The 24270-nt window shown below is 67.4% G+C and carries 21 protein-coding genes and 1 pseudogene; 4 read left to right on the top strand and 18 right to left on the bottom strand.

The window, feature by feature from the left end:
- Positions 1-248: 248 nt before the first annotated feature.
- From N911_RS17460 to N911_RS0107585, 7 genes and pseudogenes are all read right to left on the bottom strand, one after another.
- Positions 249-2921 carry an ATP-binding protein gene (locus N911_RS17460; RefSeq protein WP_051694059.1) on the bottom strand — a complete coding sequence of 891 codons (2673 nt, stop codon included), beginning with the start codon at positions 2919-2921 and terminating at the stop codon, positions 249-251.
- Positions 2918-3592 (bottom strand): PDC sensor domain-containing protein, encoded by a 675-nt coding sequence (locus N911_RS0107610; RefSeq protein WP_029895872.1) that lies wholly within the window; start codon positions 3590-3592, stop codon positions 2918-2920. Before N911_RS0107610 ends, N911_RS17460 begins: the two co-directional genes overlap by 4 nt.
- An 8-nt stretch (positions 3593-3600) precedes the next feature.
- On the bottom strand, positions 3601-3915 hold the full coding sequence (locus tag N911_RS0107605; RefSeq protein ID WP_029895871.1) for a fimbrillin family protein: 315 nt from the start codon (positions 3913-3915) through the stop codon (positions 3601-3603).
- Between the two features lie 36 nt (positions 3916-3951).
- Entirely contained in the window at positions 3952-5562 is a 1611-nt protein-coding gene (locus N911_RS0107600) for a class I adenylate cyclase (RefSeq protein WP_237559913.1), read from the bottom strand.
- A gap of 734 nt (positions 5563-6296) precedes the next feature.
- A pseudogene (locus tag N911_RS18790) lies at positions 6297-6710 on the bottom strand (pentapeptide repeat-containing protein); the annotation flags it as partial.
- 197 nt (positions 6711-6907) lie between these two features.
- Positions 6908-7735 carry a hypothetical protein gene (locus tag N911_RS18615; RefSeq protein WP_029895865.1) on the bottom strand — a complete coding sequence of 276 codons (828 nt, stop codon included), beginning with the start codon at positions 7733-7735 and terminating at the stop codon, positions 6908-6910.
- Between the two features lie 95 nt (positions 7736-7830).
- Positions 7831-9009 (bottom strand): M48 family metallopeptidase, encoded by a 1179-nt coding sequence (locus N911_RS0107585; protein ID WP_161781606.1) that lies wholly within the window; start codon positions 9007-9009, stop codon positions 7831-7833.
- 32 nt (positions 9010-9041) lie between these two features.
- Here N911_RS0107585 and N911_RS0107580 point away from each other — a divergent pair, with 32 nt between their 5' ends.
- A complete protein-coding gene (locus N911_RS0107580) occupies positions 9042-9794 on the top strand; it encodes a Mut7-C RNAse domain-containing protein (protein WP_029895862.1) in 753 nt (250 codons plus the stop codon).
- A gap of 430 nt (positions 9795-10224) precedes the next feature.
- On the opposite strand, the gene N911_RS0107575 is transcribed toward N911_RS0107580, so the two are convergent.
- The 5 genes from N911_RS0107575 to N911_RS0107555 all read right to left on the bottom strand — a co-directional run bounded on the left by N911_RS0107575 (position 10225) and on the right by N911_RS0107555 (position 14900).
- Positions 10225-10980 (bottom strand): tetratricopeptide repeat protein, encoded by a 756-nt coding sequence (locus N911_RS0107575; RefSeq protein WP_029895860.1) that lies wholly within the window; start codon positions 10978-10980, stop codon positions 10225-10227.
- A 139-nt stretch (positions 10981-11119) separates the two neighbouring features.
- Entirely contained in the window at positions 11120-11767 is a 648-nt protein-coding gene (locus tag N911_RS0107570; protein ID WP_029895858.1) for a cytochrome b/b6 domain-containing protein, read from the bottom strand.
- 4 nt (positions 11768-11771) lie between these two features.
- The gene (locus N911_RS0107565; RefSeq protein ID WP_029895856.1) at positions 11772-13415 is read right to left on the bottom strand and encodes a tetrathionate reductase family octaheme c-type cytochrome; all 1644 of its coding nucleotides are present in this window, start codon (positions 13413-13415) and stop codon (positions 11772-11774) included.
- A gap of 5 nt (positions 13416-13420) precedes the next feature.
- Positions 13421-13900, bottom strand: a complete 480-nt coding sequence (locus N911_RS0107560; RefSeq protein WP_237559912.1) for an iron-sulfur cluster-binding protein — start codon at positions 13898-13900, stop codon at positions 13421-13423.
- Positions 13893-14900 carry a 4Fe-4S dicluster domain-containing protein gene (locus tag N911_RS0107555; protein ID WP_029895852.1) on the bottom strand — a complete coding sequence of 336 codons (1008 nt, stop codon included), beginning with the start codon at positions 14898-14900 and terminating at the stop codon, positions 13893-13895. The genes N911_RS0107560 and N911_RS0107555 overlap by 8 nt, the downstream gene beginning before the upstream one ends.
- Positions 14901-15107: 207 nt before the next feature.
- Here N911_RS0107555 and N911_RS0107550 point away from each other — a divergent pair, with 207 nt between their 5' ends.
- The 3 genes from N911_RS0107550 to N911_RS0107540 are packed head-to-tail and all read left to right on the top strand — an operon-like array spanning position 15108 to position 18113.
- Positions 15108-16502: a sigma-54 interaction domain-containing protein gene (locus tag N911_RS0107550; RefSeq protein WP_029895850.1), complete on the top strand. Its 1395-nt coding sequence runs from the start codon at positions 15108-15110 to the stop codon at positions 16500-16502.
- A gap of 46 nt (positions 16503-16548) precedes the next feature.
- Positions 16549-17313 (top strand): glutaminyl-peptide cyclotransferase, encoded by a 765-nt coding sequence (locus N911_RS0107545; protein ID WP_161781605.1) that lies wholly within the window; start codon positions 16549-16551, stop codon positions 17311-17313.
- Positions 17310-18113, top strand: a complete 804-nt coding sequence (locus N911_RS0107540) for a hypothetical protein (RefSeq protein WP_035104513.1) — start codon at positions 17310-17312, stop codon at positions 18111-18113. Before N911_RS0107545 ends, N911_RS0107540 begins: the two co-directional genes overlap by 4 nt.
- A gap of 559 nt (positions 18114-18672) precedes the next feature.
- On the opposite strand, the gene N911_RS0107535 is transcribed toward N911_RS0107540, so the two are convergent.
- The 6 genes from N911_RS0107535 to lepB all read right to left on the bottom strand — a co-directional run bounded on the left by N911_RS0107535 (position 18673) and on the right by lepB (position 24268).
- Positions 18673-19092: an RrF2 family transcriptional regulator gene (locus N911_RS0107535; protein WP_029895845.1), complete on the bottom strand. Its 420-nt coding sequence runs from the start codon at positions 19090-19092 to the stop codon at positions 18673-18675.
- Positions 19093-19280: 188 nt separating this feature from the next.
- Positions 19281-19817: a DUF6691 family protein gene (locus N911_RS0107530; RefSeq protein ID WP_035104511.1), complete on the bottom strand. Its 537-nt coding sequence runs from the start codon at positions 19815-19817 to the stop codon at positions 19281-19283.
- The gene (locus N911_RS0107525) at positions 19814-20332 is read right to left on the bottom strand and encodes a YeeE/YedE thiosulfate transporter family protein (RefSeq protein WP_202593860.1); all 519 of its coding nucleotides are present in this window, start codon (positions 20330-20332) and stop codon (positions 19814-19816) included. Before N911_RS0107525 ends, N911_RS0107530 begins: the two co-directional genes overlap by 4 nt.
- A gap of 4 nt (positions 20333-20336) precedes the next feature.
- Entirely contained in the window at positions 20337-21725 is a 1389-nt protein-coding gene (locus N911_RS0107520; protein WP_029895839.1) for an MBL fold metallo-hydrolase, read from the bottom strand.
- Between the two features lie 105 nt (positions 21726-21830).
- Positions 21831-23366, bottom strand: coding sequence for a YifB family Mg chelatase-like AAA ATPase (locus N911_RS0107515; protein ID WP_029895837.1), 1536 nt, complete (start codon positions 23364-23366; stop codon positions 21831-21833).
- A gap of 239 nt (positions 23367-23605) precedes the next feature.
- Positions 23606-24268 (bottom strand): signal peptidase I, encoded by a 663-nt coding sequence (lepB, locus tag N911_RS0107510; RefSeq protein WP_029895835.1) that lies wholly within the window; start codon positions 24266-24268, stop codon positions 23606-23608.
- Between the last annotated feature and the right edge of the window lie 2 nt (positions 24269-24270).

Below are 24270 nucleotides of genomic sequence, written 5' to 3'. Positions count from 1 at the left end.
GGTGTCTCGGCCCTGGTCCCGCGGCAAAGTAACTTTGCAAGTGGTATCGCGGGAGGACGCTCGCCAGAAGAATATTCCGAGGCACCCCGGCGAATGGCGAGGGTAGAGGAGAGAAGGCGTGGAGGGTGAAGAAGGTGTTGAGGAACTGGGCGAGCACTCTCGTTTTCTTGAACCCGGGGACGCTAAACAATTGCCGGAAATCTTCATACCCGGCGCATGGTGCATCCCTCTCACGGTTTTGTGCAGCGCTAGCTCGTCCCCTTGGCGAGTTGCTCCACGGTTTCCAGGAGTTGCTTCTTCCGCACCGGCTTGGCCAGAAAGGCGGTGCAGCCGGCCCGCAGGCAGTGGTCGCGGTCGGATTCGAAGGCGTGGGCGGTGAGCGCCACGATGGGTGTGGGGGGAAGTCCGCGCTCGTCCTCGTGGCGTCGGATGGCTCGGGTGGCCTCGTACCCGTCCATGACCGGCATCTGGATGTCCATGAGCACCAGGTCGGGGGCGTATTGCGTGAAGAGGTCCAGGGCTTCCTTTCCGTTGACCGCGGGCAGGACGGTGTGCGGTGAGCGCTTGAAGTAGGTCTGGAAGAGGATGCGGTTGTTTTCCGAGTCCTCGGCAAGGAGGATGGTCAGAGGGCCGGCTACGGCCTTCGTGTCGTCGTGCGCGTGCCGTGACGGCGCGCTGAGGGCTTCCATGGCTTCCGCTGGTGTGAGCGGTTTGAAGAGGATGGCAGGTGCGGAGCCATTTCTGAATCGCGGTAACGTGACGGTGTGGTTGGTGGGCAGAAGGGCCAGGATGTGACCAGAGGGCGGGATGCAACGGCGCAGACCGGCCAGGTTTTCGGTGGAGACCAGCTCCGGCTGGTCTAGCAGGATGTGGTCGTAGGCCTTGCCCTTGCCCGCGGCCTCGCCCGCCGTGCTGGCCGCGTGCTCATGGTGAGGTTCGATGGCTGCTTCCACCCCGAGGCAACCCAGGGTGCCGGCCATGGCATCCGCCTCGTCCGGGTCGGCGCAGACCAAAAGCGTCCGTCCGTGGAGCGGTTGATTGGCCGTGCGCTGTTTTCCAGCGGGGATGATGACGGTGAATGTCGTGCCCTCTCCCGGCGTGGATTCGAGGTTGATGGCCCCGTTCATGAGGTCGAGGATGCGCTTGGAAATGGTCAGCCCCAGCCCGGCGCCGCCGAAGCGCCGGGTGGTAGTGGAGTCGGCCTGGGTGAAGCTGCGGAAGATGCTGTTGCGGAACTCGCGGGGGATGCCGATGCCGGTGTCGATGACGCGGAACCGCAATCCTGGCGTGCCTTCCGGGGTGTCGCACGGAGAGGCTTCAAGGCGCACACGGCCGCGCTCGGTGAATTTGATGGCGTTGCCCAGCAGGTTGACCAGCACTTGCAGCAACCGGTCCGGGTCGCCGGTGGCCTGGTCCGGCAGGCGGGGGGCCAGCAGTAAAAGCAGGTCCAGCCCCTTGGCGTGGGCGCTTGGGGCAAGGGCGCGGCAGGCCTTTCCGGCCACCTCGGCGGGGGAGTAGGGCGACTCCTCCAATTCCAACTGTTCCTCCAGCTTGGAGAGATCGAGAATGCGATTGATGATTTCCAGCAGGGCCTGCCCGGTGGTGCGAAAGATGGAGGCGTACTGCCGCTGATCCGGGGTGAGGTTGGTTTCGCTGAGGAGTTCGGCCATGCCCAGCATGACGTTGAGCGGTGTCCGGATTTCGTGGCTCATGTTGGCCAGGAATTCGCCCTTGGCCTTGCTGGCGGCTTCAGCCGCCTCCTTGTCCAGGCGAAGCTGCATGGCGTGCAGCCGTTCTGAGATGTCGGAGATGACGCCCTCGAGCAAGACGACTTCGCCGGAAGGACCGCGCACCACCCTCGACTTCAGTTCGACTTCAACGGCGGAGCCGTCGCGGCGGCGCACCCGGGTGCGGAAGCCGTGCAAGCGCTCCCTGGCGTACAGTTCCGTCAGCAGGCGTTCCCTGTCGGCCGGGTTGGCGTAGAGGTCGCGCCCCACGTGGCTCACGGAGCGCATGAGGTGTTTAGGCGAGTCGTAGCCCAGCATGCGGGCCAGGGCCGGGTTGGCCAGCACCAGGTCGCCGTCGGGAGTGGATTGGTAAAATCCGTCCGAGGCGTTCTCGAAGATGGAGCGGAAGCGTGCTTCGCTGTCGCGGATTTCGCTGTCGCGGCGCTGGATGCCGTCGGCCATCTGGCCGATGGCGTTGCCCAGCATGGCCAGTTCGTCGCCCTTTCGTGGCGGCGGCCGGGCGTCCAGGTCGCCCGCCTCGATGCGCCGCACCGTGGAAACCAGATCGCGGATAGGCCGTGAGAGCGTGCGGTGGATAAGCCAGGACAACGTCAGGCCGAGCAGCAAGCCGAGGGATGCCAGGCTGGCGGCGGCCGAGGTGTAGAACAGGGTGGCCTTTCGGGTGTCCAGAATGAGCCGGTCGAGGGCGAGTTCCCGGGCGTGCAGCATGGTCCGCATGGATCCGGTGAGCCGCTGCTGCGATTCCTTGAACAGGGTCAGGGTGTCGTTGGCATCCCGCAGCCGGCCCGGCTCCATGGAAAGGATGCGTTTGGCCAGGATGTAGTAGGGCTGGAAGGCCGAACGGAAATCGTCCACTTCGCCGGCGCTCTCCGGCCTGGTCCTGCGCAGTTCGTCCATGAGGCGGTAGAATTCGCGCGCCTTGGCGTCCAATTTCTGAAGGTGGGCCGTCTTGTCGCCCGTGCCCAGGACCAGGGGGTCCCATGCGTCGGCTTGGATGGAGCGGACCAGGAGGATGCCGCGTTGCACTTGCTTCTCGACCATGAAGCGCATCTCGGAGGCCTCTTCCATGGCCCGGTCCATGCGCAGGAAGGAGAGGTAGGCCATGGAACCCAGGATGGCCAGAAAGGCCACCAGCAGGCCGTGGCTTATGAGCAGCTTGCGCCGCAGGTTCACGGCAGCTCCGGAGGAAGCAGGCCGACCAGCCGCCACCCGTTCTCCAGGGTGCGGACCTCGGCCGGGCAGGGCGCGCCCAGCAGAGAGAAGGAGAAGCGGCGGTCATCGTCCGGCAGAACGCGGGCCAGCGCGGCCGCTGTGGGAGAGGACTGGCGGTCCAGCTGGTATTCACTCGGAGCCAGCACGTCCTCCCGCACGGTATCCAGGTAGTACACGTCGTCCAGGCAGGAAATGCCGTAGCGCCGCCTGGCCGGCGGCGTGGCGTGGACCACGGTTCTCCGCTCGTCAAGCAGCAGCAGGGCGGCCCGGGATGGGTCAAGCAACGACTCGCCCAGGGGACGTGTGCGCAGGTCGCAGCCCGCCGAGGCCACGTACCGCTCCCCGGAATAGACCGGCGTGCACACCGAGGTCACGTAGCCCTTGCCCGTGGCGTCCACGTAGGGCGGCAGCCAGATCGTTCCCCGGACGGGATTGGTTTGGGGACCCGCCATGTACACCGGACGGATGGCGGTGTTGAAGTCCATCCGCAGGGGAAGCAGGGCGGCGGCCTCCGTGGGTGGATAGTAGACAGCCACCGAGGAGGTGGTCAGCACGTAGGCCTGGTCGATGAACAGATGGCGGGTGACGGCCTCCTTAATGGAGCGTCCGCAGACGCGTTCCAGGGCGGCCATCCGCTCGGTCAGAAGGGGGTCACTCTGGTGGCGCCGGAGGCCCACACGGCCACGCCGCCGTCACGGGCGATCTTCCGGTAGGCGACGTTTTCAAAGAAGGCGTAGCGCTGGGCTTGGGGGGACTCGGAGGCCAGGGGCTCGGGCGGGGAGGCGAAAACACCCCACGCCTCGACCGCCAGGCCCCGGGAGAGCCTCGCTGCCTGTGCGAATACGGTGTTGAGCCTCTCCACCGTTTCCTGGGGGATGGCCTCCGGACCGTGCCCTTGGGAGCAGGCCGCCAGACAGAGCAGGCAAATGACCGCCGTTGCCGCGTTGCGGAGCATGAAGACCGACCTTGCCGGGGTTCGATGCTCCAACTGCTACTCCCGACCAGCCGTACTGTCCAGTCCGCCGCGAACGATGTCCGGACAGGCGGCGTGTCGTGGTCGGAATACGGCCAGGGCTGGCGGCGAGGGAAGATGCTGCGCCACGCTGCCGGCCAGAAAGAGCATGGGGGAGAGGCGCGGGGTGTCATCGTCCACGCCCACTGTCTTGCAGAACATTTCCCCCCAGTTGGTGGAGTGGATGATGGAGATGGAGCGGATGCGGGTGGCCTCCCTCGGCTCCAGCAGGTTCAGCACGAGCATGGCCCGAACCACCCGTTCCGGGTTGAGTCCCTCGTCGATGTCCGTGTCAAAGGTCTCGGCCAAAGGAAAAAACTCGCACAGCCGGGCCATGAGGTCGGCCAGGTCCCGGGCGATGACAGGAGAGACCGTGTAGTCGGCGCGTACGTCCACGTTTTCGGTGTAAAGGCCGTTGGCCACGGCCCAGGCCGCCAGCCAGGCCAGGTCGCCCGCCCGCTTGAGCTCCAGCGGCTCCAGGCGGCGGGTGCGCGGGTCGCGCTGGCCGCAGTGCAGCAGGTAGGCGGAGGGGGCCGCGGGGCGGTTGGCGCTGAAAGCCAGCTGGTCCGGGCCGCGCCCATCCAGGCCGGTGATGAAGAGGCGGCCCACCTTGTGCTCGCGCGGGGCGAAGGCGGCGAATATCCTTCGGCCCAGCTTGGTCAGGTCGTTGGGGTGGATGGCCGCCTCTCCGCTCTGCAGCCATCGTTTCCGCACCCGCAGGTAGGTTTGGACGATGAAGGAGTTGACTCCCCTGCCCACCTCGATGAGCCGGGGCAGACCGCCGTCCTCATCCATGCGGGCGGGCTGTCCGCCGAGCCTGCCGCACCCGGTCTCCAGGGCCAGAAACCGCCTGGCGGACAGCTCGTCCCGCCGGGCTGGGATTCCGGCGCGGGAGGCCTCGCCCCGGATGTTCGCCTTGAGGAGGAAGGCGGTCCGGATCAGGTCCAGGGCGGCACGGTTGCTCCGGCGGTCGTAAAAGGCGGCCACCTTCATGAAGAGCAGGGCGTAGGGGTCGATGCGCCACAACTCCAGCGAACCATTCTGGATGTTGGCCTTCACCGCGTCGCAGAGCAGCGTGCCGGAGGGTTCCTCGGTGTACTTCTCCAGCAGGGCGAATTTCATGACCGACTTGAAGGGGTGCTTGAGCGCCTTGACGATCTGCCACAGGGCCGCCCCGAAAAATTCCCTTTGGGGAATGCCGGGCACGTGCCCCAGGTCGATGAAGCGATCCCCAAATCCACGGGGAAGCCGCTCCACGGCGCGGTCGTACGTCTTTTGGCAAGCCCCGGGCGGAACAAGCCACCACGCGGGCCGCGCGCCCGCCAGGCGCAGGGCGGTGCGGTAGAACTCCTCCTTGAGCATCAGCGCCTGGGCCGTGCCGGACGACTCCCCGCTGGACGCCCCGAAGTTGTTCTCCCGCACGCTGGCGGTGTCCATGAGGAATAAGTGCGCCTCCAGGCCGAACCGTTCCGAGGCCCACTCCTCCAGCAGTTCGCATTTGCGCCGCAGCCCGGCGGCGTCCGCCTCGGACAGGTTTTCCAGGCGGCAGCACAGCCAGAAGTCGATGTCGGATTTCCCGGATTGGGCCACGGTACCCAGCGAGCCGATGGTGTACAGGCCCTCGATGACCACGCCTTCCGGTGCGTCCACGGGCTGCCCGGCCCCGCGAAGTGGCGGGCCGCTGTTTCCAGGGTGGAGAGGGTGGGGTGGTAGCCCCGGACGCGGCAGGGCGGCGCGGCCGGGTGCAGCCCCGAGTGCCTGTCGAAGAAGCGGCTGTGCAGCAGCAGCGGGGTAAGCTCCAGAAAGTCGCGCGCCCCGGGGGGCAGCCTCCGTTTGGCCATGGCCAGGCGGCGGACTGCATCGCGCTCGAAGGGCGTGGACATGGAACGCGTTTCACGTCTATGCAGCCAAGCGCGCACACAGCCTTCGGCCAGGTCCAGGGTGGCCCGGTTCAGGCTGTCAGGCAGCCGGGGCTTTTCCCCGGCCGCCCGCCGCAGGTCCGCCACCAGCCGGGTTTCCTCCAGGTCGAACAGAGGCGGTCCGGCGGCGTCCAGATTCCAGGCCCGGCAGGCGGTCCAGGTGCAGGCGGAGAGGATGGCCCCCCGCAGGCTGCTGGCAGAGATGTCCACGCCCTCCAGGTGGCAGTCCAGCAACTCAAGCCCCAGGCCACGCAGGCCGGACAGAGAGGAACGGCGGACTTCCGAGGCACGCAGGCGGCAGGATCGCGCCTCCGAGTCGGTCAGCCGGAGGCCGTCCAGCAGACAGCATGCCGCATCCAGTTCCACGGCCCGCAGGCCGTGGGCCTCAACATGTCGCAGAAGGCAGCCGCCCATGCGGCATCGTTCAATTTCCACCCGGAGGAAGCGGGTCGAGCGGAAATCGCAGCCTTCAAAGGAGCAGTCCCGGAATACCGCGTCGCGGAACACGGCCCCGGAGAAGTCGCAGCGGGTGAAAACGCAGCCCTCGAAAACGGTACGCTCCACCAGGGCGCGCCTGAAATCCGCCCGGTCAAGGCCAGTTTCCCGGAACCGGGAATCAGCCACCAGGCTTCCCTCGGCCGACCAGCGCAGCAATTCCGCCTGGCCCACCTCCACCCGCCTGGGTTCCTCCGTCCCGCGTTCGCCGACCCATTCCGCCTCCCGGGGCCGCCGGGACGACCGAACGACCAAGGTGCGGCGCAGGGCGTCGACCACGCGCGGGTCGTAGCGTTCGCCTTCCTCGTCCAGCAGTCCAGCCATCACCTCGCCGTCCGCCCTGACCAGGGCCAGGAAGCTGGAGAGCCAAGCCAGCATGCGGTCGCGGGGAGGGAGCGACTCAAGACAGGAGAGGAACTGACCATGGGGAAGCAGCGGTAGTCTGGCCAGGACCCCGGCCCGCAATCCGGGGCGGCGGCGCAGCAGTCCCGCGGCCAGCCCTCCGGCGCCGTCCGCCCGGGTCAGCGCCAGGGTCTCCAGGGCGGCCAGGGCGACGTCGTCCCGGCCGTGCTCAAGCAGCGGCCGCACGTGTTCCGCCGCGGCGCGGGAGGGGCCGGGACGCGTGTCCGCCAAGGCGCGCAACAGCGGGATGGCCACCTCGGGCTCCGCGTCCGGGCCGAGGCCAAGGCGGCCAGTGCGTCTCCGGCTCCCTCCAGAAGGGGGAGGAGAGAGGCGGCTTCCACGGTTTCCCGTCCCGGGTGCTCGGCCTCCAGCAGGTCGCGCAGCCGACGCCCGAGCACGCCCGAGGCAAGGGCGTGGGACGCGGCGAAGGACAGGTTGCCCGGGCCTATCCGCCCGGCCGCGCGCGACCATTCCCCGGGGCTCTCATCCTTGAGCAGCCCCAGGGTGTCCAGGGCCAGGGCGGCCGGTTCCGTCGGCGATTCGTCCGGATCGAGCAGCGCCCGGTTGCAGAGCAGGACGCGGTCGGCCACCGGGGCCCGGGCCAGTTGCCCGGCCACGGCCTCTCCGTCCGCCACCCCCCGCCGGACCAGGTCTAGAAAGAGGATGCGCCCGAATTCCCCCATGCGTCCCAGGCCGTCCAGGCACAGATCGAGAGGCCCTTCCGGCCCGGCCGACCTGGCCAGGACGTGCAGGCGCAGGGCCGCCTCGGAGCGGCTGGCCAGCCACGCCGCGCGTTCTTCCGTCACCTCCACGCCATCCGGCTCCTGGCGCAGGAAATCGTGGATGAAGCGCTCAAGCTCCGGCCACAGCCGCTGCGGCGGCGGATGGAGGGCGAAGTTCCTGAACCCCTTGAGGGTGGAGTTGTACTCGGACCGAGTGTCCGTCATGGCGTCCCGGCGGGAAAGGGTGCCGCGTGAAAAACCGGCCTCTGGTCACGAGTGGCACATTTCCGGGGAAGTGGAAAGAGACGGCGGGTACGTTCCTACTCCCTGGACAGGCGCCGTATGCGGCGCAGCACCGGCGGGTGGGAGGCGTGCAGGGCGGTATGGAACGGATGCGGTGTGAGGTTGGCCAAGTTGTCCGCGGCCAGCCGCTTCAGCGCATCCACCATGTCGCGTGCGTTCCAGGCCTTTGCCGCGAACCGGTCCGCCTGGAACTCGTACCGTCGGGAGACCGCATTGAAGGCCGCACCCAGCAGCAGCCCGGCCGGGCTGAACAGCAGGGCGAAGGCGAACAGCCCGGCGTGGACCGACGGCCGCATGCCCAGCATTTCGCTCTCAATTGCCGTGCCCAGGAAGAGCGACAGCAAAAACAGCAGCAGGCCCATCCGCGCCAGCCCGGCCAGCAGCAGCCGGGGCACGTGGCCCAGCCGGGCGTGGCCCATCTCGTGCGCCATGACCGCCGCCGCCTGCCCCGGCGTCATGGTCTCCACCAGGGTGTCGAACAGGGCCGCCCGCCGCCATGCGCCGAAGCCCGCGAAGAAGGCGTTGCCCCGCGTGGACCGCCTGGAGCCGTCGATGACGTACACCTCGTCAAGTTTGAACCCCTGCTCGCGCGCCAAGCCCTCGATGTTCTCACGCAGTTCTCCCCGGGGCAGCGGGCTGAACTTGTTGAACAGCGGCAGAATCCACACCGGGGCCACGTACTGCATGGCCAGGGAGACGGCCGCGGCCGCGGTCCAGGCGGGCAGCCAGCCCACCGGCCCCAGCCAGCCGAAGAACCACAGCACCAGCGCCAGCAGCCCTCCGCCCAGCAGCGCACTCAAAAGCAGGCCCTTCACCCGGTCCAGCACGAACGTTTTCCAGGTGGTGCGGTTGAAGCCGTACTCCTCCTCCAACACGAATGTCCGCCAGATGGAGAAGGGCAGGCCGATCACCTCGGAGGCCAGGGCCACCAGCCCGAAAAAGGCCAGTCCGGACGCCACCCCGCCAAGTCCCAGCGACCAGGCCAGGCCGTCCAGCCAGCCGAACACGCCCAGCCCCAGGGCCGCCAGCAGCGCCGCCAGTCCCACGGCCTCCTCCCACAGCCCGGCGCGGGTGGCCCGGCAGGTGTATTCCTGGGAGCGCGCGTACCGCTCGGCGTCGTACACGTCGGCGAATTCCTCCGGCAGCACCGGGTCCAGGGCGCGCAGGTTGAGAAGCGACGCCGCGGCACGTACCATGAAGGCCGCAACAACCGCGACCGCAACCAGCCATGCAACCATCGGAAACCACCTCGCTCTTCGTGTTCCACGGCGAACTCGCCGCCATCCTCCGCACGCCGCACCAGCGCGGCGTGGTGGAAGTTGAAGCCGCCCGGTCCGCCTCGCTCAAGGACGCTCTGGAAGCCTCGGGGCCACCGCACACCGAAGTCCACGACCTTCTGGTAGACGGCCGCGAAGCGGATTTCAACACCCCCCTTCGCCCCGCGACCCGCGTGGACCTCTTTCCCCCGTTCCCGCCCATCAACCCCACGGTGGACACCCGCCTCCGCCCAGGATTGCCGCGCGTGGCCTTTCTGGTGGACAAGAACGTGGGCAAGCTGGCCACCCTGCTCCGCCTCATCGGCCACGACGCGGCCTACGCCGAAGAAACGCCCGACCCGGAAATCGCCGCCTGGGCCGAAACCGAACAGCGCATCGTCCTCAGCAAGGACCACCGCCTGCTCAAGCGCGCCCGCATCCACCACGGCCGCCTGGTCCGCGCCGTCCAGCCGGCGGACCAGCTCAAGGAAATCGCCGCCCTCTACGGCCTCTCCGCCGCACCCGCCTTCACCCGCTGCCTCAAGTGCAACACACCGCTGCAACCCGTGGACAAACAGGACATCCTCCACCGCCTGGAACCCAAGACCAAACGCTACTTCCACTCCTTCCACATCTGCCCCGAGTGCAACCAGATCTACTGGCCCGGCTCCCACACCAAACGGATGCGGGAACTGCTGGAAGAACTGGGATTGGATGAAGAATAGCGGGGAAGATGGAAGAGGGAAGATTTCGCCTGGCGGGCGACCAGGGCCTACTCGGCCCTGGACTCGAGGCAAACAAAGTTTGCATCTATGTTCGCGGGAGGGCGCGCGGAAATATGGCGGACAGGAAGCACCCCGGCGAAAGCACCATTGCGGAGTGGGGGCGGTCGATGCAATCCCGCCCTGGCCGTGCGGCTTGGACGCGGGAGCTGGCGTCGCGGCATGCCGCATGTCTGCACCACGCCCCTCGGCCCATGTGGAATAAACCCCGCCCCGCCAGCCTGTATGGTACATCCTCCGCCCCATCCCGAGGGCTTGGCGGCTGGCGGGGCCGGTGGGGTTACAGGGAGAACCAGTAGAGCATGACCACGACAGCCGCTATGATGACGACCGTGAAGAGCAGGAAATAGCGCATGGACGGAGTCTCGTTGGCTCAGATGAGGTTTTTCTTGGCCATGTGGTTGAGGAACTTGGCGGCTTCCTGCAGTTCCGGATTGATTTCCAGTGCCTTCTCGAAGCTCTGCTTGGCCTTGCCGTACTCACCCATCTCAAAGTAGGCGCGGCCGGTGTTGTAGAACAGGTTTTCGTCCTTGGGGGAGAACTCCGCCGCCCGGGTGTAGTAGTCAACGGCCTGTTCGAACATCTTGCTTTTGCGCAGGTTGATGCCGAACTCGTTGAACATGTGTTTGTGCTGCTCCTCGAAGGCGGCGTCCAGCTTGACCACGCGGTCCAGTATGTCCTGCGCCTTGGCGGTGTCGCCGCGCTCCATGTAGCACAGGCCGATGCCGAAGTTGGCCCGGACGTTGTCCTCGTCCACCTTGAGGGCGTTGCCGTACTCCATCTCCGCGGAGAAGGTCTCGCCCCGTTTGCGGTGCCGATCGGCCCTGGCCAGGGTTTTGCGCAGATCCCGAAGCTTTGGGAATACCTCCTTCTGGTAGAATTCCGGCTCCGGGGCGTACTTCTCCAGCAGCTCGTCCTTGTCGATGGTCTCCGTGGGGCCGGTGGGCACGTGCTCGTCGTTGAGGTTCTGGACGTGGATTTCGCCGTTGTCCTGTTCTTCCACGTAGAAATAGCTCTGCTGTACCGTCTTGCGCGAGGTGGTGCCCGTGCCGATCTTTATGACTTTTTGCGCGGAGAAGACGCCGCGGATCTTGTCTTGCTGTCCATCGGAGAGAGGGGTGTCTGCCATGGGCGTCTCGACTGGCTGTTTCGGGTTGGGAGGCCGTCCAGACAGTAGGGCAATCCCGTGGCGAGATCAATAGAATGGGGCCGCGCCCCGCTGGCGCGGCCCGTGACGGAGGGAAACGGCGGTCGCCCGCCAAGGAGGGTCATTCTGGTTGCGGCCTGGACTCCCAGTCGTCCACCGGCTCGGCTTCCTCCACTTCCTCCCAGCCGGTGATCATGCCCTTGATGTGGGCGAAGAGGGCGTGGCCGGTGGTGGTCATATAGACGTGCACGATGAGGAAGGAGAGGATGAGGAAGGCCCCGACCGTATGCAGCACGGCCAGCACGGACAGCGACCAGCCGCCGATGCCCCAGGCTGCCCAGTCGTTGTAGCCCCAGTAGAGGAAACCGGTGACCATCTGGAAGGGCAGCAGCACTGCGGAGATGGACAGGTAGGTCAGCCGCTGCAGGGGATTGTGCTTTGCCTCTGGCCGCTTGGGCACGGGGTGCGGGCGGCCGATGAAGATGCCGTAGGTGTAGTACTGCATGACCTGCAGCACCTTTTTGGTGGTGGGCATGTACTGCTTCCACTCGCCGGTGGTCAACAGCCAGAAGACGAAGAAGGCGAAGGCGATGAGCCAGAACAGCCCCGCGTCATTGTGCCAGGAGGCGGCGTCCTCGAACCCGAAGAGGGTGAAGGAGCCGTGGGCCTCGAAGCCGGTCAGCAGCAGAAAGGCGATGACCGCGGCCTGCAGCCAGTGCCAGAAGCGCTCGTAGCGCGTATAGAGGTAGATTTTCTTCATCCGTTCCATGACCCTACTCCCGGGAGTTGGAGTTGCGCCTGCGCATGGCGATGAACCGGACAAGCCCGTGCAGCATCACCCCCGCGAGGGAAGCTGCGGCCAGCCCCCAGCCCGCGGCGTCCAGCCAGGGCAGGTGGTCGCGCCCGGGCACGTACACCCCGGCCACCCCGGCCATGCGGCCCTGCCTGGAGTGGCATTCGGCGCAGGCCACGGTCTGCTCCTTGGGGGCGACCATGTGGGTGGTGGGGTAGTAGTACTCGGTCTCCACGAAGCCGTGCTCGCCGGAGTATTCCAGACCCACGTACTCCATGGCCGTCTGGATGGACTTGTCCCAGTCCCAGTTGCCCCAGTAGGCGGTGCCGTCCTTGCCGAAGAGGTGCAAAAGGACCATGTTTCCGTTCTTCTTGTCGTAGGGCTGCTTCCCCCGGTGCACTTTGAAGGGCATGATGCGCGATTTGGGGTCGTCGTGGGAGCCCATGGGCTTGTTCAAGGCCACAGGCTGGCTGGGATCAATCTCGTCCGTGACCAGGACGTAGCTCATGGCGCCGTTGAACCAGCGGTATTCCGGCACCACGTTCTTGCCCCAGACGAACTCGCCTTTCTTGGAGTTGTAGCTGGACTTGCCCAGGGGACCCTTTTCCGTGAAGGGCTTGCTCTGGTCGTTCATGCGTCCGGCCTTGGACCAGTCCCACCACAGCTTGGTGGGCTTGACCCGGGCGAATTGAGGGATGTGGCAGGCTTGGCAGGCCACCTTGTCGGTGTGGTCGTTGGCCTTGACCGTGGTCTTGTGCGGCGTGGCCGAGTGGCAGGACTCGCAGGCGATCTTGCTGGCCAGGTCCGCCTCGGTGAGGCTCAGCCGTTCCTGGGAGGCGGGCAGGGAGTAGAGGCGCCCGGCGATCTTGTGGTTCTTGGTGGTGTGGCAGCGGGTGCAGGCGAAGTCCAGCCCCTCGGCGTCCATGTGCACATCCAGGCTCTTCTTGGGCTCCACCAGGGAGGAGTCCAGGTCGCCGTGCTTGACCCCGTCGCCCCCGCCGCCGTTGAAGTGGCAGGTGCCGCAGTTGACCCGGTCCGGCCGCCCCACGGACTGGGCCAGCTTGTTCCAGTCGGGCGGCTCGTAGAGGTCGTTGTTGCCCTTGAACACGGTGGGCTTTTCAGGCGGGTAGCCCGCCTTGGTGGGGAATTTCTTGTAGGTGTGCAGCTGCTCGTGGCAGACGATGCAGTCGATCTTGTTCTCGGCCGTGAAGTCGAAGTCCTTGTCCTTCCAGCCGAAGCCGATGTGGCAGGAGGTGCAGCGCGGCTCGTTGGTGGGCACCGAGACGCAGAAGTTGTTGATGGTGCGGCCGTACTTGCCGATCTGCCCGTCTCCGCCGCACTCGTCGCAGATCCAGTCCCAGTGGATGGTGTGGTGGATCTGCTCCGCCGAAAGGGTGTGGCAGGAGAGGCAGGCCTCGGTCACTTCCTCGGGGCGTTGGAAGTCCTTCTTCAGGGCGTCGAATTTGGAGTGGTCGGCGGTGGTCCATCCCCCGCCCGGCGCGGAGGCCGCCTTCTGGGCCAGCCGCCGCCCGATGGCATCGTCCGTGCCCTCCTCCTGGGCCCAGGCGGGCGAGGCCGCCACAAGCGCCAGCAGAAGCGCCGCGATCAACCGTTTGGCTCGCATCGTGTCTACCCTCCTCGCTGCGAACGGTGTGTATACGCCCCCCGCCTCGCCAGGCGGAAGGCGATGGCGGCCAGCCCCCACAGGAAAGCCGCGATCATGTGCACCCAGTCGATGGCCAGGACGAAATACGGGTCCAGGGTGACGCCGGGATCGTTCTTGATGACCCGCAGGATGCCGGTCACTGCCACCACGGCGATGAGCCCGGCCCGCAACATGCCCGAGACGGTCAGCCGGGGAAGGACGCCGGACCGCAGGGTCGCCCCCAGGGCCCAGGAGAGCAAAAAGAGGAACAGCGCTCCCAGGGCGTAGTGGACCAGGTGGGTGGTGAAGAAGTCCGCCAGCCAGCCCAGGCCCGGCAGGTCGGAGATGGAGTAGCGCTTCATGATGGGCATCTGCGCCATCCCGGTGAGGGCCAGCAGGAACACTAGCCAGGGGAAGGCGCGGCGCAGGATGGACGGCATGGCGGCGGCGGTCGGTCTAGTCATCGGCGCCTCCCTTCCTGTCGCGGATGGATTTGGCCGCGGCGAAGACCCCGGCGGCCAGGCCGGCCACGGGCGCGGCGAAGACCGCGCTGGCCAGGTTCTCCTCGTTCGCCATCACGTTGGGTTTGGCGGCCAGGTCCGGCTTGTGTTTGCCCCTGGAGTCCACGGCCTCGTTCAGCACCTCCCATGGCACGGGGGAGAGGTAGATGGTGTTGGTCCCGCCGTTGTCCTCCAGGCCGTAGAGGAAGCCGCCCGTCTCTCCGGCGCGCCGCTTGGCCAGGGCCACGATCTCCTCGCGCGGGCCGATGGACTGCACGCTCTCCGGGCAGACCTCCACGCAGGCGGGCAGTTCCCCCTTGGCCACCTTGGTGTCGAAGCAGCGGTCGCACTTGTACATGACCCCGTTGCCCGCGAAGCGCGGCATGAGGCTGAGGTACAGCCCCACGCCGGTCTGCCGCTGCGGGATTTGCCAGGGGCAGACGGCGCGGCACTTGGCCCCGCCCATGCACAGGCCGGACTCGATGCGCACGATGCCGTTTTCCAGCTTGCGAGCCGCGCCGAAGGGGCAGAGGTTGGCGCAGGGCGGGTTCTGGCAGTGGAGGCAGCGCCGGGGGATGTGCAGCCTGTACTCCTTCCCTTGCCACTCGACCTCGGCTGTCTGGATGGAGAGCCAATTGTAGGGGGTCAGCCGATCGGTGACGTTTCGCCGCTCGGACCAGTCCTCCACCGGCACCTTGTTCGGGTACATTTTGGGGAAGGGCTTCTTCGGCTCGGGGAACTTGTGCCCGTTGGTCTCGCGGCAGGCGTAGACGCACTGCTGGCAGTTGATGCAGCGGGAGATGTCCAGGAAGGCGCACAACTCCTCGGCGCGACGTCCGTGCACGCCGCCCTTGCCGTACCCATCCGAGGCGCGGGCCGCGCCGGGCGCGGCCGCCGATGCGGCGCCCAATGCCAGCCCGCCCAAAAAGGCTCGCCGGGACAGCTTTCGGGGGGGATCGCTCATGAAATCCGTCCAATCCAGTAGGGAATATGCGTTATTCTACGCTTGGTTCCGTTGTACGCTTTTGTGGGCCAATGGCAATGCATGGCCGGAATTGAGCAGGAAGCATGCCGTCCGTGCTGTGGTACTTTTTCCATTTGTTTAAGGTTATTAGCTTGTTTGGCGTCTGGGTCGTGTTTACAGGTGTATAAAGCAGATGTATAAGAACTTATGCAGCTGCATAGCGAATGCGGCGGCCTGGACCGCCACCTGGAAAAGATTCTCGACACCATGCACGAGGGGCTGGTCTTTATCGCCCCGGACGGGCGCATCACCCTGGTCAACCAGGCCTTGTGCGACATGCTGGGCTACGGGGCGGAGGAGCTGCTGGGCCGGCCCTGCACCGTCCTCGGCTGCGATGCCTGCGAAAGCGTCCGCACCGAGAACGGCGAGCACTGGTGCAAGCTCTTCGAGCGGGGCCGCGAGTCCCGCAAGCCCTGCACCCTGGCCCACAAGGGCGGCGGCGTGGTGCGCGTGCTGAAGAACGCCCGGCTGCTGGAGGAAAACGGCCGCGTCACCGGCGCGGTGGAAACCCTTTCCGACGTCTCCGAACTGGAGGAGAGCAGGCAGGACCTGGCCGGGCTCAAGCGCCTCTTCGGCACCCAGCGCGGCTTCATGGGCTTCATCGGGGAGTCCCCGGCCATGCGCCGCGTGTACGACCTGCTGGAGCGGGCCGCCGCCTCCGAGGCCCCGGTCATCATCCTGGGCGAGTCCGGCACGGGCAAGGAGCTGGCCGCGCGGGCCATCCACGAACTCGGCCGGCGGGCGGGCGGCCCCTACATCCAGTGCAACTGCGCCGCCCTCAATGAGTCCCTTTTGGAGTCCGAACTGTTCGGCCACGCCAAGGGGGCCTTCACCGGCGCGGTCAGCCACCGGGTGGGCCGTTTCGAGGCCGCCCACGGCGGCGACCTCTTCCTTGACGAAATCGGCGACGTGCCCCTGGAGTTGCAGGTCAAGCTGCTGCGGGTTCTGGAAACCAAGCGGTTCGAGCGGGTGGGCGAGCATCTGGACCGCGAGGCGGACGCCCGCATCATCACCGCCACCAACAAGGATCTCGAGGCCCTGGTCGCCGGGGGCGGCTTCCGCCAGGACCTGTTCTACCGCATCAACGTCATCCCCGTGCGCATGCCGCCCCTGCGGGAGCGCAAGGAGGACGTGCCCCTGCTGGCCGACCATTTCGTCGAACTGTTGCGGCGGTCCACGGGCAAGGACATCGCCGGGCTCTCGCCCGAGGCCATGGAGCTGTTCATGGCCCACGACTGGCCGGGCAACGTGCGCGAACTCAAGAGCGCCTTGGAGTACGCCTTCGTGCTGGCCGAGTCCGGCCGCGTGCTGCCCGAGCACCTGCCCGGCCAGATGGATTCGCCTAAAAGAGACGAACCGCCCGCCAAGGGAGCGGGAGGCTGGACCGGCGACCTGGGCGAGCGCGACGCCCTGGTGGAGGCCCTGCGCCGCACCGGCGGCAACAAGAGCCAGGCCGCCCGCCTGCTGGGCGTGACCCGCATGACCGTGCTCAACCGCATGCGCAAGTACGGCGTGGACACCCGCACCGTCATCACCCCCTAAGACCATGCGGTACACGGCGCTTTTCCTTTTCCTGCTCCCGGCCTGTTTGCTGTCCGCTTCCGCGCTGGCGGAGCGCGCCCCGCTGCTGGTCCCGGAAGTGGTCGAGGAACTGGACCACGCCACGGACGCCTTCACCCAGGGGCTCTTTTTCCACAACGGGTTCCTCTACGAGACGACCGGCCTGCGCGGAAGCTCCAGGCTGCGCCGCCTGGACCCGGAGACCGGAAACGTGCTGGCCTCACGCTCCTTGCCGGGCAGCCTTTTTGGCGAAGGAGGCTGCGTCCTGAACGGGCGGGCCGTGGTCCTCTCCTGGACGGCCGGGCGCGCCCTGCGTTTCGCCCTGCCTTCGCTGGAGCCGCGCGGCGAGTGGGGCTACCGGGGGCAGGGCTGGGGGTTGACCTGGGACGGACGCCGGTTGATCATGTCCGACGGAAGTTCCGGGCTGATTTTCCGCGATCAGCGCGACTTCTCCCGCCTGGGCGGGGTGCGGGTCACTGACGGCGGCGAGCCGGTCAAGCGGCTCAACGAGTTGGAATGGCTGCCCGGGCCGGGGCTGGTTCTGGCCAACGTCTGGGGTGCGGAACAGGCCGTGGCCGTGGACCCGGTCAACGGGCGGGTGCGTTTCCGCCTGGACCTCTCCGGGCTGGCGGAACGGGCCGGACGCTCCGGCCACCCCCGCGAGGTGCCCAACGGCCTGGCCTGGGACCCGGAGCGCAAGCTGCTCTACGCCACGGGCAAGAAGTGGCCCAGGCTGTTTGCATTGCGGCCGCCCGGCGAGATCATGGACACGGACACCCAGGAGGCGCGGTGAGCGATCAGGACGACGAACGGGTCATCCACGCCGAGGCCGAGACCGTGGCCGGGGAGGGGCCGGTCCAGCCGGGTTTCGACGTGGTGGAGATGCCCCTGGAGGGCGTGGCCGCCTACTGGCTGTCCCTGAAGAAGCTGTGCGACATGCGCCGCTCCAAGAAGGTGCTGGCCGAGGAGGCCAAGTACACCCCGGAGCCCTTTGTCCGCCACCTGCTGGAGATCGGCTTCGAGACCATGCCCGAGGAGCGGGCCCGTGCCATGGTCCGGGCCAAGGCGCGTACCGTGCTGGCCACCACCCGCCGTTCCTTCGATCTCATGCGGCTGGCCGTTGAAGCGGTCATCATCAAGGAAAACCCCCGCCTCTCCCTGGTGCGCATGCTGGCCCATTTTCCACGCCCCCCCGCCAACGAGGAGCGGGCCATGCGCCGGGCGCGCGACCTGGCCGAGGCGGTCACCGCCAAGAACGCGGACCTGCCCAAGCTGCTGCGCGTGGGCCACACCGTGCCGCCGGACCGGCAGGTCATCAAGCTGCTCTTCTTCATCCTGTTCGCCCGCCGCCGGGGCGTCACCGCCTTGCGTTCCCTGCTGCCCCACGTGGGCTCCAACTACTTCGCCGAGGGCATCAAGCTGGTGGCCGACGGTTTCGATCCCCGCCTCATCGACGACCTCCTCCGCCGCAACGCCTCCGCCTCCCTGGCCGAGGCCTCGGCCAAGCTCCGCCTCTCCGAGGAGATGTTCCTCGCCATCCGCGCCAAGGAACCGTACTCAAGACTGTACTTGCTTGCGAAATCGTATCTTTGATTGGACTGGCGGGGTCTCCCTGGCTTCGTTGCCCGCCTTTGGTGTGGACTGGCGAGGATGCCCCCTGGCTTCGTTGCTCGCCGATTGGCAGGCCCGGCCGTAGTAGGCTACTGGCCGGGCCTGCCAATCGCCTCGCGCCTCGCCATGGAACATCCTCGCCAGCCTATGTGATTGGGTTGGTGGGGCGCTCTGCGCGCACCTGGCGCTTGGGCACCACCAGTTAACACGTTAATTCGGCATGACGGGCGCTCTGTACGCGCCCGGCGCTTGGGAGCGCTTGGAGAGGAAGCGCCCGGGCAATGCGTCCAGCTGCACTTCAGAGATGGGCGCTCCGCGCGCGCCTGGACGAATCGGGGCGCGTGAACTCGCCGGAAAGAAACGGTGGGATAGGCTCAGGCCGCCAGCCCAGGGCTGATTGGACAGCGATGGGATGGCTTTCGCGGCTTTGAGCGCAAAGGGAAGCGCGTGGGCCCGCGCAACACGCCGCCGTGATAGACGGCGCGAGCAATACTGCCTCGCGGGAGGCTTCGCGGAGAGAGCGGTTTGGCTGGCCTTTGGTTCAGGCCTTGGCCATGTGGTTGTCCACCAACTCCCGCAGGGTGATGCCGTCCAGTTCGCGGAGCATGGCGTCTGTGGCACGGGCCCAAAGCATGCGGGTGGGGCAGCTTTCCATGTTGGGGCAGGGCTCCTGGCCGTGGTTGGCGCAGTCCACTAGGCAGAAATCGCCTTCCAGCTGCCGCACGATTTCGCCCATGGTGATGTCCTCGGGGGCCTTGGCCAGCATGTGGCCACCGCGCGGACCGCGCTTGGACTGGATGTAGTCGCCTTTTTTAAGCAACCGCACCAGCTTTTCCAGGTACTTCACGGGCAGGTCCAGCCTGCGCGAGATGTCGGAAACAGTTACCGGGCCGTTGTCGCCGTGCACAGCGATGTCGACCAGCATGCGGGCACCGTACCGGCTTCTTGTGGATAGCTTCATGGCGTACTCCTCGAGCTTGGACCCGGGTGAGGCTTATCGCATGAGTCGGAAAAAGGGAAGAAACGCACGGGACGGGGAGCGCCTCCAAGGTCGTCCCCGGGAGCGTAAAACGGCCCGAAAGGAAAGCGGTGCGGGCCTTCCGGGCCGTGGAGTTATTTTTGGAGTTTTTCGCGAAGAGTCATGCTTGGCTACACCCCGATCCATTCCAGCAGGCCGAAGAAAGCCGGGATGAGCAGCCACAGCGCGCCAACCACGCGCCAGGGCGGCTGGCCCAACCGCTCGTACAGGGTGGACTCGCCCAGGGGGATGAATCCCTCCGCCGCCCGGCGCAGGGGGGAGGCCGCCAGGGTGTAGAGCCACGACCCAAGCAGCATGCCCGCGCCGCCGCCGATGAGGGCGTCCAGCGAGCCTTGTCCGGCCGCTCCTGCCAGGGTGCCGGGGCAGTAGCCCAGCAACCCGAAGCCCACGCCGAAAACCAGTCCGCCGATGACGGAGGAGCCCACCGAGCCGCCCTTGCGTCGCGGCTCGACGCGCCCCAGCATGCGCAGCAGCCTAAAACCCACGGACCCCACCAGCACGGCCGAGAGCATGACCTTGAGCACGGTGAAGTCGGTCAGGAAGAGCTGCCCCATGATGGTCTCGTACCGCGTCACCCCGGCGCGCTGCAGCAGAAAGCCGAAGGCGATGCCAAGCAACAGGGCGGGGATGAGCTTGAGGTATCTCATGGGTACACCACCGCCGCCGTGGCCATGCCGCCGATGAGGAAGCACAGGGCGGCCAGCCAGCTGGCGGTTTGCAGCTGCAGCGCGCCGGATATGCCGTGGCCCGATGTGCAGCCCCCGGCCAGCCGTGCGCCGAAGCCCAGCACCGCGCCGCCCACAAGGGCGGTCAGCAGCCGGGGCAGGCCGCCAGGGCCGAAGGCCTCCCGCCATAGCTGCGGCACCAACTCAAGCCGGAAGTCCCCGGAAATCCCGGCCGAGACGAAGGCCCCGGCCAGGATGCCGATGACGAACACCAGGCTCCAGTTCAGCTTGGGCGGATGCTCGCGGTAGTAGGCGCGCAGCGGCTCGCGGCGGCGCACCGCCTTTTCGATGAGCCCGGCCAGGGTGGCGTAGGCCGAGGAAGCCCCCACCGCCCTGTCCGCCGCGAGGTAGGCCAGGAACGTTACCACGCCCACGCCCGCGCCGCAGAGGTAGGGGGACCAGCGGGCCGCCTCCCAGATGGATTGCGCTTCGGCCACGTCACTACTCCCTGTCTATGGGGCAGCCGCGCGCGGAGCAGGCGGCCATGGAGCCCAGAGCGTCTCCCACGTCCTTGAACCCTTCCGCCTTGAGCAGTGAGGCCGCGATGATGGCCCGCTGCCCGGAGCCGCAGAAGGTGATGGCGGGCTTGCTTTTGTCCAGTTCGCCGATCCGGTCCGGCAGATGGCCCAAAAAGACGTGCTTGGCGTCGGGCAGCATGCCGTGGGCCACTTCCTCGTCCTTGCGAACGTCCAGCAGGGTGAAGTCCTCGTCCGACTCGATGCGGGAGACCAGCTCGTCAACGTGCACCGCCGGGATGCGGTCGTACTCGCGGCCGCTCTTCTCCCACTCGCTCATGCCGGTGATGTAGCCCTCCACCTGGTCGAAGCCCAGGCGCATGAGGTAGCGCATGGCGCTGCGGGCCAGGTCGTCCGGGGCGGCGTCGTCCACCACCAGGCCGATGGGCCGCTCGTACTCCAGGAACCAGCCCGCGAAGGCCGGGAGCATGTGCAGGGGAATGGCCAGGCTGCCCGGAATCAGCGCCCCGGCGATGGCCTCGGGGCTGCGGGTATCCACCACGCGCATTCCGTTTTCCGCCCGCTCGGCGAAGTCGTCCACGTCCAGGGGCGGCGGAGTGGGCACGCGCGGCATGGGCGCGGCGGAGCCGTGCAGGTTGTATTTCTCCATCATGTGGAAGTAGGGCGGCTTGGTGTGCTTCTCCGCGAGCTTCTTCTTTATGAAGTCCTCGCGCTTGGTGAATTTCAGCGCCGGGTTGGTGCGCCGCTCAAGCCCCAGGGTGGACACCTCGCGCTCCGCCATGGTGGAGCCGCAGACCGAACCCGCGCCGTGGGCCGGCCACAGCAGCACGTGGTCGCCCAGGGGCAGGATCTTCTCGAAGATGGAGTCGTAGAGCAGCCCGGCCACTTCCTCGGCCCGGTCCGGGAAGAAGTCGGTGCGGCCGGTGTCGTGCACGAAAAGCACGTCCCCGGTGAACACCCCCACCGGCTCGCGGCCAGCGCTCTCGGGGTCGTACAGCACGTAGGAGAGGGACTCGTCGGTGTGGCCCGGGGTTTTCATGGAAACCACGCGCAAACCGCCCACCAGGAACTGGAAGTCCTCGCCCGTGGGCGCGCCGTAGGTGAAGGGCAGGTCCTCGCCGTGGCGGATTTCCGCGCCGGTGCGGGCGGCCAGCTCGGCCGAGCCGGTCACGTAGTCCTCGTTGCGGTGCGTCTCGAAGATGTAGGTGATGCGCGCGCCGTTGGCCCGCGCGATGGCCACGTACTCCTCGCAGTCGCGGCGGGGGTCCACCACGGCGGCCTCGCCGTCGCGGCCGAAAATGTAGGAGATGTGGCCCAGATGCTCGGAATGGACCGGCTGGAAAAAGAATGACATATGGTTTCCTCCTGATATGCTGGGGAATTGGAGCCAAGTCACTCTATAACACGGCAAAGCGGTGCCGTGTAAAGAGGCGGAGGAAAACGATCCGGAACGGCGGGTTCAGCCGGAGCGGCTCCGGTCCAGCCCCCGGTAGGAGATGGCTTCGGCCAGGTGGGGGGTGGTGATGCGGTCGGCGCCTTCGAGGTCGGCGATGGTGCGGGCCAGGCGCAGGACGCGGGTGGAGGCGCGGGCGGACAGGCCCAGGCGCTGGAAGGCCCCCTCCATGAAGCGGTGTTCCTCGTCGCCCAGGGTGCAATGCGCTTCCAGGGCGGCCCCGGAGAGGTCGGCGTTGAGCAGGGGGCCGCTTTGGCCGAACCGCGCGGCCTGCACCTTCCGCGCCCGCAGCACGCTGTCCCGCATGGTGGCCGAGTCCGTGCCGCCGCCGTCGCCGCGCATCTCGTGGTACTCCACGGCCGGGGCCTCCACCTGCAGGTCGATGCGGTCCAAAAGCGGGCCGGAGACGCGGGCCTGGTAGGCGCGCACCTGGTTGGGGGTGCAGGAGCAGCCGTGGCGCTCGTCAGTTAGGTAGCCGCAGGGGCAGGGGTTGAGCGCGGCCACCAGCATGAAGTCCGCCGGGTAGGTCAGGGACAGGGCTGCGCGGGAGATGGTCACCCGGCCGTCCTCCAGCGGCTGGCGCAGGGCTTCCAGCACCTGCTTCTTGAACTCCGGCAGCTCGTCCAGAAAAAGCACGCCCCGGTGGCCCAGGGAGACCTCGCCGGGGCGGGGATGCGCCCCGCCGCCGATGAGCCCGGCGTCGGAAATGGTGTGGTGGGGCGAGCGAAAGGGCCGGGTGGCCACCAGGGACTGGTCCTCGGCCAGCATGCCTGCCACGGAGTATATCTTGGTGACTTCCAGGGCCTCCTCGAAGGCCAGGGGCGGCAGCACCGTGGGGATGCGCTTGGCCAGCATGGTCTTGCCGGAGCCGGGAGGCCCTGAAAATAGCAGATTGTGCGCGCCCGCCGCGGCGATCTCCACGGCGCGCTTGGCGTGCTCCTGGCCCTTGACCTCGGCGAAGTCCAGGGAGAAGCGCAGCCGCCGGGCGAAGTCCTCCTCCGCCCGGCTCTGGGCGGGCTCCAGGGACTCGCGGCCGGAGAGGAACTCCACGGCCTGGGCCAGGGTCTCCACGCCGTACACCTCCAGCCCCTCCACCACGGCCGCCTCGGCCGCGTTGGCCCGGGGCACCAGGATGCCGCGCGCCCCATCGTCGCGGGCGCGCACCGCCAGGGGCAGCACGCCTGGGATGGGCTTCAACTCGCCGGACAGGGACAGCTCGCCCGAGAAGAGCCAGCCCTCCAGCCGCTCCGCCTCCATTGCCCCGGACGCGCCCAGCAGCCCCAGGGCCAGGGGCAGGTCGTAGGCCGAGCCGGACTTCTTCAGGTCCGCCGGGGCCATGTTCACGGTGATGCGGGAGGGGGGCATGCGGTAGCCCGAGTTCTTCAGGGCGGAGAAGACCCGCTCCTTGGCCTCGCGCACAGCGCCCTCGGCTAGGCCGACAAGGGTGAAGGCGGGCATGCCCTGCCGGGCCAGATCGACTTCCAGCTCGACTGCGTGGGCCTCGATGCCCAGGAGCGCGGCGGTGCGGGTGGTGCAGAGCATGTGGGTGGCCTTCGGGCGTCGTGCGTCCGATATAGGCCAAAAACGCCAGGAAGAAAAGGCGATTATCCCCGGCGGATGCCCTTGGCGGAAGGCGCGCGGCGGCCACGGCATCCCCGAGGTCCAGGGGGCGGACCGCCTCGATCATCTCAAGGCCGTGCACGGCGCAGCCGGGGGTTGTCCGGCAACCGTTTCCGGGTGGCAAGCCGCGCGGCATGCCACCCGAGTGTGGCGGGCCGTGGTTACTCCACCCAGTCGCCCAGGCGGTTCCAGCGCACGTCCATGGGGCCTTCCGAACCCCAGGACCAGTAGAGGAAAAGCGCCTCGCCCTTGATGTTCTCGCGCGGCACGAAGCCCCAGAACCGCGAGTCGTAGGACTCGTCGCGGTTGTCGCCCATGACGAAATAGTGGCCGTCCGGCACGTTGACCGGCCCCATGTTGTCGCGCCGGGGCAGCACGCGGGGGTCGGTGTGCTGCACGTAGGGCTCGTCCAGCGGCTTGCCGTTGCGGTACACCTGCTTGTCGCGCACCTCGATGGTGTCGCCGGGCAGGCCGATGATGCGCTTGATGAAGTCCTTGCCGCCCACGCCGCCGCGCACCTGCACATTGTCCTCGTCGAACACCCCGGCCCCGCCGCCGGTGGGCTGGCCGGGGAAGCCGAAGACGATGACGTCCTGGAACCCGGGGTCGTCGATGGGGATGAGCGTTTGGCCGGTGAAGGGGATTTTCACCCCGTAGATGAATTTGTTCACCAGCAGGTGGTCCCCCACCTGCAGGGTCTGCAGCATGGAGCCGGAGGGGATCTTGAAGGCCTGCACCACGAAGGTGCGGATGAACAGGGCCAACAGAAGCGCGATGAAGAGCGCCTCGGCGTATTCCTTGATGAGCTTGAGCGATCGGCTCACTG

The organism is Desulfohalovibrio reitneri (genome assembly GCF_000711295.1).
Classification (GTDB): Bacteria; Desulfobacterota; Desulfovibrionia; order Desulfovibrionales; family Desulfovibrionaceae; genus Desulfohalovibrio; species Desulfohalovibrio reitneri.
Note: the sequence above shows the minus strand (reverse complement) of the source record. Positions and strands in the feature narration are given on the sequence as shown.